At 54.6% G+C, this 12,722-nt stretch carries 12 protein-coding genes; 2 read left to right on the forward strand and 10 right to left on the reverse strand.

What is annotated here, in order from left to right:
- Positions 1-20: 20 nt before the first annotated feature.
- Positions 21-578: a PilW family protein gene (locus F456_RS0114370; RefSeq protein WP_018977746.1), complete on the reverse strand. Its 558-nt coding sequence runs from the start codon at positions 576-578 to the stop codon at positions 21-23.
- Positions 559-1,134, reverse strand: a complete 576-nt coding sequence (locus F456_RS23685; RefSeq protein ID WP_018977747.1) for a prepilin-type N-terminal cleavage/methylation domain-containing protein — start codon at positions 1,132-1,134, stop codon at positions 559-561. Before F456_RS23685 ends, F456_RS0114370 begins: the two co-directional genes overlap by 20 nt.
- A 235-nt stretch (positions 1,135-1,369) precedes the next feature.
- On the opposite strand from F456_RS23685, the gene F456_RS0114380 reads away from it, so the two are divergent.
- Complete coding sequence (locus F456_RS0114380) at positions 1,370-2,158, forward strand: alpha/beta hydrolase (RefSeq protein ID WP_018977748.1); 789 nt, start codon at positions 1,370-1,372, stop codon at positions 2,156-2,158.
- Positions 2,159-2,223: 65 nt separating this feature from the next.
- Here the strand turns inward: F456_RS0114380 and F456_RS23690 are convergent, their stop codons facing one another.
- Both F456_RS23690 and argH read right to left on the reverse strand, forming a co-directional pair.
- The gene (locus tag F456_RS23690; RefSeq protein ID WP_018977749.1) at positions 2,224-3,366 is read right to left on the reverse strand and encodes a GGDEF domain-containing protein; all 1,143 of its coding nucleotides are present in this window, start codon (positions 3,364-3,366) and stop codon (positions 2,224-2,226) included.
- Between the two features lie 194 nt (positions 3,367-3,560).
- A complete protein-coding gene (gene argH, locus F456_RS0114390; protein ID WP_018977750.1) occupies positions 3,561-4,964 on the reverse strand; it encodes an argininosuccinate lyase in 1,404 nt (467 codons plus the stop codon).
- 106 nt (positions 4,965-5,070) lie between these two features.
- Between argH and F456_RS0114395 the strand changes: the two genes are divergently transcribed.
- Positions 5,071-5,589 carry a hypothetical protein gene (locus F456_RS0114395; protein WP_026293896.1) on the forward strand — a complete coding sequence of 173 codons (519 nt, stop codon included), beginning with the start codon at positions 5,071-5,073 and terminating at the stop codon, positions 5,587-5,589.
- Here F456_RS0114395 and F456_RS0114400 read toward each other — a convergent pair.
- The 6 genes from F456_RS0114400 to argC all read right to left on the reverse strand — a co-directional run bounded on the left by F456_RS0114400 (position 5,561) and on the right by argC (position 12,675).
- Complete coding sequence (locus F456_RS0114400) at positions 5,561-6,793, reverse strand: argininosuccinate synthase (protein WP_018977751.1); 1,233 nt, start codon at positions 6,791-6,793, stop codon at positions 5,561-5,563. The two genes, F456_RS0114395 and F456_RS0114400, sit on opposite strands and share 29 nt — an antisense overlap.
- 235 nt (positions 6,794-7,028) lie before the next feature.
- Positions 7,029-7,985 carry an ornithine carbamoyltransferase gene (argF, locus tag F456_RS0114405; RefSeq protein WP_018977752.1) on the reverse strand — a complete coding sequence of 319 codons (957 nt, stop codon included), beginning with the start codon at positions 7,983-7,985 and terminating at the stop codon, positions 7,029-7,031.
- A gap of 103 nt (positions 7,986-8,088) precedes the next feature.
- Entirely contained in the window at positions 8,089-9,276 is a 1,188-nt protein-coding gene (locus F456_RS0114410) for an aspartate aminotransferase family protein (protein ID WP_018977753.1), read from the reverse strand.
- A 162-nt stretch (positions 9,277-9,438) separates the two neighbouring features.
- Positions 9,439-10,266: an acetylglutamate kinase gene (gene argB, locus F456_RS0114415; protein WP_026293897.1), complete on the reverse strand. Its 828-nt coding sequence runs from the start codon at positions 10,264-10,266 to the stop codon at positions 9,439-9,441.
- Positions 10,267-10,365: 99 nt separating this feature from the next.
- Positions 10,366-11,595, reverse strand: a complete 1,230-nt coding sequence (argJ, locus tag F456_RS0114420; protein ID WP_018977755.1) for a bifunctional ornithine acetyltransferase/N-acetylglutamate synthase — start codon at positions 11,593-11,595, stop codon at positions 10,366-10,368.
- Between the two features lie 27 nt (positions 11,596-11,622).
- Positions 11,623-12,675 carry an N-acetyl-gamma-glutamyl-phosphate reductase gene (gene argC, locus F456_RS0114425; protein WP_018977756.1) on the reverse strand — a complete coding sequence of 351 codons (1,053 nt, stop codon included), beginning with the start codon at positions 12,673-12,675 and terminating at the stop codon, positions 11,623-11,625.
- Positions 12,676-12,722: the final 47 nt, after the last annotated feature.

The raw sequence follows: 12,722 nt of genomic DNA on the forward strand, positions 1-12,722 counted from the left end.
CCTTCCCCCGTACATTTATATTAAAATCCGAAACGGCTCTCAAGTTCGATCTGGGACCGTTCTGCACCTTCACCGAGCGCCAGCACAAGTTTGATATTGATCAGTCCGGTCTTGTAATAATCGAATCCTCCGACCGTATCCCCTTCGATCCGAATTGAAGAAAGTCCCGGGACAATCTGCGCATTCACCTTTGTTGATTGGTACGGATCTGCAGCGTTCGAAACCCCCGGTTTCTGAATTTGCAGCTGCCCTTCGGCAACTCGGATCGTTTTCTCTGTCGAAGCAATTTCGGTTCCGTCCGTGTCTACGTTCACCATCCGAAAGCCGCTGCCATCCGCCAATGCATACACATGATCCGGCGCAGAAACATACAGCTCCGTAATGATGGAAGACATCAGAATATCTCCTTCTTCCCGCAGCCGGTTCTCAGCGTCCACTTGGTTATAGCTCCGAAATCCAAAAAATAGGGTCGTTGAAATAATTCCCAAGATCATCGTGATCAGCGTCAGTACGGCCAGCAGCTCGATTAGCGTTACGCCTTCTTCGCGCTTTAGCCTGTTAACGAATCGATTGTGCATTCACATACCCCTCCACCGTTACCGCATCCGCTCCCGGACCGGCCGCTCCTTCAGCTGCTGCAGTTACTGTAGCGCTGATCGGCAGCAGCAGCGCACCACCGGCAGCAGCCGTACGGCTCAAATCCTTTTGATACTCGATGACGACCCGGTACCCGATTCCGTTAACCTCTGGACGGAGCACGGCCATGACAGGCTGCAGATTTCCGTTTTCGAACATGTCGCGGAATGCACAGGTCCCCCCCGATGACGTCGTGCAGCTTGCGAACGTTTCCGGAGTGATTCCGACTCGCTGTTCGCGCGTGCCGCTGGCATTCCGAACAACTGTTGCGCTGTCTGAATTGAAATAAGCCTCTAATCGGTCGAAATCCTGCTTCTGCATATAGACCAGCGCATTGCGAGCCAGATTAGACATGATTGTCTTGTTCTGGTTTGCTTTGGCGAACGTCAGCGCATTGCTAAAGTAAGCCGTGAAGGCCAGCGCCGTAATCGACAGAATCAGCAGTGCAGCCAATATTTCGATTAAGGTAAATCCCTGTTCTTTCTTCAGACTCTTCAACAAAAAGCCTCCTTCTCCCGGCCCGCCTTACTTCTTCTTCGTAAAAAGAAGCCATAGGCATCATTTGTCTATATATCGGCTTTTTCCTTCTTTTATTATATGTGCGACAGATGAACTACGGCAATATATTTTTAGGTCTTTCGACCCTAGTTCTTCTACGCAGACAGGAAAATCTAATATCGAGACGGAATGGTAATAATCAAGTAAACGTTTTCTAAACAAGGAGGCATCTGCTATGGCTTTACTTACCTGTAATTTTTATTCCGAGTCGCTCGGTCTCAGTACGTCGATGAACGTTATTCTGCCGCAGCAGACCCGTTCGCAAATCGGAATGGAGAACGTTAAACGCCCCGGGCCGCATAAGACGCTGTATCTGCTTCACGGCTTGTCCGACGACGATACGATCTGGGTGCGCCGTACGTCGATCGAACGCTATGCCGCCGCTTACGGAATCGCTGTTGTCATGCCTCAGGTACATCGAAGCTTCTATACGGATATGGCATACGGCGAAAAATACTGGGAATTTATTAGCGAAGAACTGCCGGAGCTGGCACGCTCTTTCTTCCCGCTGTCGGCCAGACGCGAAGACAACTTTGCGGCCGGTCTGTCGATGGGCGGTTATGGGGCGTTCAAGCTGGCACTTCGCCGGCCCGATCGGTTTGCCGCGGGCGCTAGCCTCTCGGGAGCACTTGATATTGCGTCGATGACGGAAAATCCCGACAATCCACGCTCTGGGCTGCTGCATACGATCTTCGGCGACAACAAAGTTCGCGGAAGCGAAGACGATCTGCTGTTCCTGCTGGACCGGGTATCAAAGTCCGATGGACCGAAGCCCAAGCTGTATCAGTGCTGCGGTACCGAAGACTTCCTGTACAAGGACAACCAGACATTCAAAAAATCGGCCGAAAGCAGTACACTGGACTTCACATACGAGGAAGGACCCGGCGAACACGAATGGGGTTACTGGGATACGATGATTCAAAATGTGCTGAAATGGCTGCCGCTTAACGAAACTAAAATGTAACAAGCACAACGCAAAAAGCCCCGTTCCACTTGCGTGGAAGCGAGGCTTTTCTGCACTCGTTCGGCTCAGGAAGGAGGCATGACTTTGCGATCGCCAGGTGAAGAAGCCTGATCCGGGCGATCAAACTGTGCCAAAGCTCTGCAAACGCGATTGCGGCCTGTCTGTTTTGCTTGGTATAAGGCGTCGTCCACCCTACGAAACAACGTCTGGGCCGATCCTTCTTTTGACGAACCGTAACCGATCGACACGCTCACCTTCAGACGGATACCGTCCTCCAACAGGAAAGAATGTTTCTCCACGCCCAGTCTCAGCCTTTCTGCAATTCGTGCAGCGGCAGCCGCATTGATTCCGTTAATAACGATCGCGAATTCTTCTCCGCCTTTGCGCGCGCAGTATCCATCGCTTGGCGAGAAGGAAGACAGGATGGTGCCGAACTGCCGCAGCACGCTGTCTCCGGCCTGGTGTCCGTAGGTATCGTTAATCCGCTTAAAATGGTCGATGTCGAGCAAAATCAGGGCAAACTCTTCACCGTTTTTCGAGGCACGCTTTACCCGATGGTCATAAGCGAGATGGAAAGATCTTGAGTTATACAAGCCGGTCAAGAAATCGTGATGCGCAGCATCTTCCATAAAGGCGAACAGATCATTGGAATGCTTAAGATAGCGCAGCAGGAAAAACGTAAATACGCCTGCGGCCACGGTAATAACAAAATATACCGGAACAATATTCGCTACGCGTGTGCCGATCGTAATGAAAAAACTGAACAGGAAGACGACATAATTCATGGCAAAAGCTACCGCCCATCTGATCGGCTCCAACCGTCCTTTTTGCAGCACCAAAATAATCAGCAGGAACGTTACGATCGGATTCGCGGCACCGATGTAGGAGGGTAACCCTAAATCACCGAAGAAAAACAGTCGAAATGCTGCAATCAGCAGGCTTGCGCATAGTCCTCCCGGAATGCCTGCCACATAAACCGCAATAATAACGGCTGTTTGACGCAGATCTACTACGGAATTGCCTTCTACTAGAAATGAAAATTCCATTAGGATAATGCCTACGATCCCAAGGGCGATACCATTAACCCAAGGCAGCCAAGACTCCAAATTCGAAGCCAGCGAAGATTTCCGAAAACGGTTGAAAAAAATATTGCCGAAAAACAACAATGTCGACAAAATCGTGAGGTTGACAAATAGCTCTTTGAACATGGTTGTTGTTATGCCTCGCAGTCTGCGGTAGCGTAAATGAGGCTGTCCGATTGGCGTACAGCCGCTTTTTCTACATTTTACCTTATTCCTGACTTTCCGCAACTGTCTGGCCATCTCCAAATGAAAATTTCGAGAACGAAAAAACGCCTCCCAGGGGAGGCGTCTTTCACTTTGAAGCTCTAGGGAGCAGGGAACTATAGTCTGCTGTTCAACCATTCGGTCGTCAGCTCAAGCGTCGCTTCCGCACGTACAATCGCCGCTTCCACCTGAGGAGCAGCGGTTCCGCCGTACACGTTGCGGGCGTTCACCACGTTCTCTGGCTGGAGCACATTGTAAATATTCTCGTCGAACAGCTCGGAGAAGCTTTTGAACTCCTCCAGGCTGAGGTCGAGCAGATACTTGCCGTTCTCGATGCAGTACAGCACCGTCTTGCCGATGACTTCATGCGCCTGACGGAAAGGCAGTCCCTTGCCGACGAGGAAGTCCGCGATGTCGGTCGCGTTCGAGAAGTCTTTGTTCACCGCTTCGCGCATGCGTCCGGTACGGACTTTCATGGTTGCGATCATCGGAGCGAACAAGCGCAGCGCGCCGTCCAGCGTCGCTACCGTATCAAACATGCCTTCCTTGTCTTCCTGCATGTCTTTGTTGTAGGCAAGCGGCAGCGACTTCAATACGGTCAGCAGACCCATCAGGTTGCCGTAGACGCGTCCGGTCTTGCCGCGAACAAGTTCCGCGACGTCCGGATTTTTCTTCTGCGGCATGATGCTGCTGCCTGTGCAGAACGCGTCGTCCAGTTCGACGAAGCCAAATTCCGTACTGCTCCACAGCACCAGCTCTTCGCAAAGGCGGGACATATGCATCATTAGAATGGAAGCACCGGACAGGAACTCCAGGATGAAGTCCCGATCGCTGACGGCATCCAGACTGTTCTCGTAAACACCGTCGAATCCGAGCTGCTCCGCCACGAAATGACGGTCGATCGGGAAAGTTGTGCCGGCCAGCGCGCCAGCGCCGAGCGGCAGAATGTTGATGCGCTTATAGCTGTCCATCAGACGCTCCGCATCGCGCTGGAACATGGAGACGTACGCGAGCAGATGATGCGCGAACAGGATCGGCTGCGCCCGCTGCAGATGCGTATAGCCCGGCAGGATAGTCGCTGTATGCTGCTTGGCCTGCTCGAGCAGCGCCTGCTGTACAGCCTGTACAAGGCCGGTCAGCTCGATGACGCGTCCACGCAGGTACAGGTGCATATCAGTCGCCACCTGATCATTCCGACTGCGTCCGGTATGCAGCTTCCCGCCGACCGGACCGACTTCTTCGATCAGATGCTTCTCGATATTCATATGGATGTCTTCGTCAGAGACGGAGAACTCGACTTCTCCGGCTTCGATCTTGTGCAGGACTTTCAATAGTCCCTGCGAGATTGTATCGGCGTCTTCCTGCGGGATGATGCCGCATTTGCCCAGCATAGCAACATGCGCCAGACTGCCTTGAATGTCTTCTTCAGCCAGTGCTTTATCGAAATTGATGGAGGCGGTATATTCCTCGACCAGACGATCGGTCGGTTTGGTGAAGCGGCCTCCCCAAAGTTTACTCATAGTTCCTCCTCCCCTCCCAAACCCTCCCCGAGGGAGGGCCCCAAAGGGCGACTGCCCTCTGGACACCCGTAAGGGGCAGAGATTGCAGTCGCGGTTGGCGGGAGGTATGCGTGTTGGATTGGTGGTGCTGGTGCGCGGTGCCGCCGCTCTTGGCCTGCCTTCGGCGGCCGCGGCTGACGTCCGTGCGGATGCGCTCGATGCGGGCAGCTGCTCGCTGCCTTGTGCGGCGCATGTGTGGGACCTGGGTCGAAGGCGGAGCGCTGTGCGGCTCCTGTTCGACCGGAAACCCGGGGTCGAAGGCGGAGCGCTATGCAGCTCCTATTCGACCGGAAGACCCGGGGTCGAAGGCGGAGCGCTATGCAGCTCCTATTCGACCGGAGACCCGGGGTCGAAGGCGGAGCGCTGTGCAGCTCCTATTCGACCGGAAGACCCGGGGCCGAAGGCGGAGCGCTGTGCAGCTCCTGTTCGGCCGGGAAACCCGGGGGCGAAGGTGGAGCGCTGTGCAGCTCCTGTTCGGCCGGGAAACCCGGGGTCGAAGGCGGAGCGCTGTGCAGCTCCTGTTCGACCGGAAACCCGGGGCCGAAGGCGAGCCGCTATTACTTGCTCTGCTCGACGCCTGCGCTGACTTTCAGACGCAGAGCGTTCAGGCTGATAAAGCCGGTCGCATCGTTCTGGTCGTAGGCTTGGCTCGGATCGGCTTCCATCGTTGCGATGTCCGGGTTATACAGGCTGACCGGGCTTTTGACACCGGCGCCGATGACATTGCCTTTGTACAGCTTCACGCGGACCGTGCCGCTTACGTTTTTCTGGCTTTCCGTGACCAGAGCTTGCAGGGCAAGACGTTCAGGCGCGAACCAGAAGCCGTTGTAGACAAGCGTGCTGTAGCGGGTAAGCAGGGAATCGCGCAGGTTCATGACTTCGCGGTCCATCGTCAGAGATTCCATTTTGCGGTGAGCGGTGAACAGGATCGTGCCGCCTGGAGTCTCGTATACGCCGCGGCTCTTCATGCCGACAAAGCGGTTCTCGACCATATCGACGCGGCCGATGCCGTGCTTGCCGCCCAGTTCGTTCAGTTTGTCCATAACTTGAAGCGGGCTGAGCTTTTCGCCATTGAGGGCGACTGCGTTGCCCTGTTCGAATTCAATCTCCAGCATTTCCGGCTCATCAGGAGCATCCTGCGGATCAACGCTGAGAAGGAACATATCTTTGTTTTCCGGAGCGCTCGGGTCGAACCAAGGATCTTCCAATACGCCGCTCTCGTAGCTGATATGCAGCAGGTTGCGGTCGGTGGAGTAAGGCTTAGCTGCGGAGGCGGTAACCGGAATACCGTGCTTCTCGGCATACTCGATCATTTCGGCGCGGCCCGGGAATGTATCGCGGAACTCATCGAGTCTCCAAGGCGCAACGACTTTGATATCCGGTGCCAGGGCAGCGACGCCGAGTTCAAAACGAACCTGGTCGTTGCCTTTGCCTGTTGCGCCGTGGGCGATCATAGTGGCACCTTCGGCACGGGCGATCTCAACCATGCGCTTGGCGATCAGCGGACGAGCGATGCTGGTGCCGAGCAGGTATTGACCTTCATACAAGGCGCCGGATTGGAACATCGGGAAAATGAAGTCCGAAGCGAATTCAGCCTGCAGATCGTCAATATAGACTTTGGAAGCGCCGGTCGCGAGTGCTTTCTCTTCAAGACCGTCCAGTTCCTCTTTTTGTCCAATATCCGCAGTAAAAGCAATAATCTCCGCATCGTAAGTTTCTTTGAGCCACTTCAGGATGATCGACGTATCCAATCCTCCGGAATATGCGAGTACGATTTTTTCTTTAGCCATAGTTGTCATTCCTCCGCTCTCAAAATCCAGGTCTGTGCCGGCATCACCTATAAAAAAACGAAGCGATGCACAGCGTAAGCTCTGGGCGATTGTCTTTCCAAGTTCGGTGCGAGTGGGGCCTTTTCCTGCCTGCCTCGCCATTCTTTGTTCCATTTATGAAAATACTGCGTGACCCGCTTCTCTACGTTCATGCGCAGGGCGCTTTTTTATTATTCCGAATGACTTATGCCATCTCTTACGCCATCAATGTCGCCATGACCGCTTTCTGCGCGTGCAGACGGTTCTCGGCTTCATCGAAAATGACGCTGTTTTTGCCGTCGATCACGCCTGCGCTTACTTCTTCGCCGCGATGGGCAGGCAGGCAGTGCAGGAACAGATAATCGGCTTTGGCATGCTGCACCAGTTCTTCATTGACCTGATAATCCTTGAACGCCAGCTCACGCACTTTCTGCTCCTCTTCGAACCCCATGCTTGCCCAGACATCTGTATAGACTGCATCGGCATTCTCGACCGCTTCGCGTGCGTCGCGCACAATCGAGATCTTAGATCCGCTCTGTGCGGCAATCTCCTGCGCTTGGCGCACGATGTCTGCATCCGACTCGTAGCCTTCGGGACTTGCGATGCTGACGTCCATACCCATCTTCGCTCCGCCGAGCAGCAGCGAATGAGCCATGTTGTTGCCGTCGCCGACATATGCCAGCTTTTTGCCTCGGAGTGCGCCTTTATGTTCCTGAATGGTCTGCAGATCGGCCAGCACCTGACACGGGTGGCCAAGATCGCTCAGCGCGTTGATAACCGGAACATCCGCATATTTAGCCAATTCCGTCACATTTTCATGACCAAATGTCCGAATCATGATGCCATCCAGGTAGCGGGACAGTACGCCGGCCGTATCGGCAACCGTCTCTCCGCGACCCAGCTGGATATCGTTTTTGCTGAGGAACAGAGCGTGTCCACCAAGCTGGAACATCCCGACTTCAAACGATACGCGCGTACGCGTGGACGACTTTTCGAAAATCATGCCCAGCGTTTTGCCTTCAAGCGGACGGAATACTTCTCCGGTCTTCTGCTTGCGTTTGAGTTCGATCGCCAGATCAAGCAGATACTGAATCTCTTCCGCCGTGTAATCGGTCAGTTCGACGAGATCTCTTCCTTTGAGCGCAAGCCCATGAGCCTGTTGAGTTAAGTCCATATAAGTATTCCTCCCGTTATCTTGAATATGCTGCAAAAAGAGAGAGCGTTCCGGAACCGGGAAGCCCGTTCCCAAAACGCTCCGCAGCGATGTAATCCTGCGTTTACGCACTTGGCGTCGGTACCTTTTCTTCAATGAGTGCAGCGACGATATCGACAGCCTGCTCCACTTCTTCTTCGCTCACGTACAGATTCGGCAGCAGGCGGATAACGTTGGGCCCTGCAGGCACGAACAGCAGCCCCCGCTTCTGTCCTTCCAGCACCAGCTCGCCAATCGGCTCTGCGCATTCGATCCCGATCAGAAGTCCGAGTCCGCGTACGCTTTTCACAAAAGGATTGCCCTTCAAGCGCTCACGCAGTTTGTTCATCAACAGTTCGCCGATTTCCGCCGCTCTCTCCGGCAGATTGTCCTCCTGCATGGTCTCGATCGTCGCAATGATTGCGGCCGAAGCGAGAGGCGTGCCGCCAAACGTCGTGGCATGACTGCCGGCCGTGAAAGCTTCTTTCAAATACGCTCGTCCGATCATCGCTCCTGCCGGGAAGCCCGAAGCGATACCTTTGGCGACAGTGAAAATGTCCGGCTTGATTCCGTAACGGTGATGGGCGAACCAGGCACCCGTACGGCCCATTCCGGTTTGTACTTCGTCGACGATCAGCAGAATGCCTTTATCCCGGCACAGCTGCTCGATCCCCTTCGCATAAGTTTCGTCCAGCGGGTAGACGCCGCCTTCCGCCTGAACCATCTCAATCATAACGGCTGCCGTATGTTCCGTAATTGCGTTCTCGATCGCTTTGATGTCATGCGGCGGTACGGTAACGAATCCGGCCGGCAGAGGAAGGAAGCCTTCCTTGACCTTGTCCTGGCCGGTCGCAGTCAGCGTAGCCAATGTACGGCCGTGGAACGACTGTCCGAGCGTAATGATTTCGTAGCGCTCTTCGCCCTTCACTTTCTGGAAATAACGGCGGGCCAGCTTGATCGCGGCTTCGTTCGATTCCGCTCCGCTGTTGCAGAAAAAGACGGCATCGGCTTGCGCGACTTCGGCCAGCTTCCGGGCAGCTTCTTCCTGTTTCGGCACAACAAACAGATTGGACGTATGCCACAGGGTATCGATCTGTTCCTTCAATTTGTCGGCAACCTTCTTCGGCGCATGGCCGAGGTTGGTGACGGCCAAGCCGCTCATGAAGTCGAGGTATTTGTTTCCTTGATCGTCCCATAACCAGCTTCCTTCACCTTTGGTCAGGGCAAGCGGGTATCTGGCGTACGTTTGGAATAATGCGCTATCTTGGGTCATGGTTGGCACGCTCCTTCCTGGGTTTGACGCGGTAGCTCCAGAAAAAGTCCGTTAGCGTATGCTTCCGATGTGACTTTCTTCGAAAGTCTTCAGCTCCTTCACTGGACTTCTTCTTCCGCTTGGTACGCTTCACTGTCATGATCGTTTAAAACCCTTTTTACTTCATCGTCGGATAACCGTTCCGATCTGTTCGCCGGACAGAAGCCGGCTCAAGACGCGTTCTTCGCTTCCGTTCACGATGACGACTTCCTGAACGTCGCCATGAATGCATTTCATCGCGGCTTTGACTTTCGGAATCATGCCGCCGTAGATTTCGCCGCTGTCGATCATGGCTTCAATCTCGGCAAAGGTTACGGAAGGCAGCGCCTTTTTGATGCCGTCTACCATCTTCAGGATACCCGGCACATCCGTAACGACAATCATCCGATGGGCGCCGATAAACGAAGCTACCGCTCCTGCGGCCGTATCCGCATTAATATTGTAACGCTGTCCGCCTGCGTCGACGCCGAGCGGGGCAATAACCGGTATGTAACCCATGCCAAGTATGCCAGTGACGATATCCGCTTCCACATGGACAACGTCGCCCACCAGGCCAACTTCTGCCGTGTTGGTGACCGGCTCCGCCTGAATCAGCGAACCGTCCGAACCGGACAGTCCGATCGCTCTGCCGCCGGCGGATTGGATACGCCGCACGATCAGCTTGTTGATCGTTCCGGCCAGTACCATTTCGACGACATCCAGTACTTCTTCCGTCGTCCTTCTCAATCCGTTCACGAACTCGGTAGGGATGCCGAGTTTCTCGAGGTTCTCCGAGATCGCCGGGCCTCCTCCATGCACGATCACCGGCCGTACGCCAGCAGCCTGCAGTTCTGCCAGATCGGTGAAGAAAGCCTCCGGCAGCGCAGCCAGCGTACTGCCTCCGCACTTCATTACGAAGGAAGCGGCAGGCGCACCCGATTCCGATGTTCCAGCCTGCGGAACGCTGGACATGCCGGATTCTGATGCTCCCGGCTGCGGAACAGCCGATGCGCCGCCTTCGCTTTTATATAAGTAAGGGTTTCGAATCATGCCTATTCCTCCTCCGCTAGTTTACGTCCGATACGCCGCATTGATCCGGACGTAATCGTAGGTCAGATCGCAGCCCCAGGCTGTTGCCTGCTCCGTACCCATATTCAGCTCGACGGAAATGCGTACCGCATCGCCCTTCAGATACTCCAAAGCCGCGTCCTCATCGAAAGAAACCGGCTGGGAAGCCGTCAATACGACGATATCTCCAAGTCTGATATCGACCGCATGAGGATTAACAGGTACGCCCGCACGTCCGACTGCCGCAATGATGCGTCCCCAGTTGGCATCTGCGCCGAATACCGCTGTCTTGACCAGACTTGAGCCAATGACCGTCTTGGCGATCGCACGAGCCGATTCAGCGCTCTCTGCGCCGCTGACTACCACTTCAACCAACTTGGTCGCACCTTCGCCGTCTCTTGCAATGGCTTTTGCCAGATGCCGGCATACCTCGCCGAAAGCTTCAGCGAAAACCGACCAATTTGGATGGTTCTCGTCAAGCTCTTGTTCCTGACCCGAAAGCCCGCTCGCCATTGCGACCAGCATGTCGTTGGTACTGGTATCACCGTCAACCGTAATCATATTGAATGTATCATCTGTCGTCCGCTTAAGCAGTCGATGCAGCGCTTCGCTGCCGATCTTGGCATCCGTTGTTACAAACGCGAGCATCGTCGCCATATTCGGATGGATCATGCCCGAGCCTTTGGCTGCGCCTGCAATCGTAACCGTACGGCCGCCAATCTGCAGAGAAAGACACAGCTCTTTTTTCACAAGATCTGTCGTCAGAATAGCCTGACTAAACTGTTCTCCGCCGTCCTCGCTGTCTGTCAAGGCATCACCAAGCCGAGCAATGCCATCCCGTACGCAGTCCATTTTCAAGTTCTCGCCAATGACCCCGGTTGATGCGACCGCCACATCGTCGGCATCTACGCCAAAGCTCTTCGCGGCAAGCGAACGCATCTCGTAAGCATCTGCCTCTCCCTGCTTGCCCGTGCAGGCATTGGCATTTCCGCTGTTGACGATGACTGCGCGCAGTATGCCATTGTTCAGACTTTCCCGCGTCGTCTGAAGCGGTGCCGCCTGGAAAATATTCGTCGTATACACGGCTGCCGCCGATGCGGGAACCTCGCACACAATAGCGCCGATATCGTTTCTGTCCACTTTTTTCAATCCACAGTGCAGACCGGCTGCCCGGAATCCCCGCGGAGTAATGATCGAACCGCCTTTGACGACGGTGTAAGAAGGAGCTGCCATGGGACGCTTCCGCCTTTCGTTATATAATCAAGGATACATCGGAACGAAATGAAGCCCTGTCGACTCCTCCCATCCCATCATCAGGTTGAGATTCTGAATCGCCTGCCCTGCCGCGCCTTTGACCATGTTGTCGATGACCGACACGATCGTAACGCGTCCGGTCCGCTCGTCCACGGAGAAGCCAATATCGCAGTAGTTGGAGCCTGAGACTTCTTTGGTCGCCGGCATAATGCCGTTCTCCCGAATTCGCACGAACGGACGCCCTGCATAGAAGTTTCGGTACAGATCGATAAATTCCTGCGTGCCGTGAGCACCGTTTATTTTTGCATAAAGTGTACTTAAAATACCCCGAGTCATCGGAATCAGGTGAGAGGTGAACGTAACGATTACCTCTTGTCCCGCTTCTGCGCCCAGCACTTGTTCAATTTCCGGAATATGCTGATGCGCGTTTACTTTATAAGCTTTTACGCTTTCGTTGATTTCACTGTAATGCGTGCCGAGTCCGATGCCCCGTCCTGCGCCGGATACACCGGTCTTCGCGTCGATGATGATACTCGAAGGATCGATCCAGCCTGCCCGAACCGCCGGGATCAGCCCCAGCAGCGTCGCTGTCGGAAAACAACCCGGGTTGGAGATGACCGAATGTCCTGCCGCCTTCTCGCCATACACTTCGCTCAGTCCGTATACAGCCTGTTCCAGCATATCGTCTGAGGCCGGAGAGCGCTTGTACCACTTTTCGTATACAGCTCCGTCTTTCAAACGAAGGTCACCGGACAAGTCGATCACTTTCAGTCCCTGCTCCAGCAGTCGGGGAGTCAGTTCAGCACTTACGCCAGCCGGTGTGGCCAGGAAAACGACGTCTGCTTTCTCCTTGACTGCCGCCGGTTCAATCGCCTCCAGCTCTAATTCCACAATATTCGTTAAATGAGGAAAGCTTCCGCTCAGCGGCGTACCGCTGCTTGACGACGAAAGCACACATGTCACTTCCGTATGGGGATGTGCCTGCAGTAGACGAATCAATTCAGCCCCGCCATAACCTGTCGCCCCTACAATCGCCGCTCTGGTAATATCGTGCACCATTTTTCCTGACCCCCGTTCAAGTTGTTTTCCGAATAATCCCGTGCATA

Origin of the sequence: Saccharibacillus kuerlensis DSM 22868 (assembly GCF_000378145.1) — a bacterium.
Lineage (GTDB): Bacteria > Bacillota > Bacilli > Paenibacillales > Paenibacillaceae > Saccharibacillus > Saccharibacillus kuerlensis.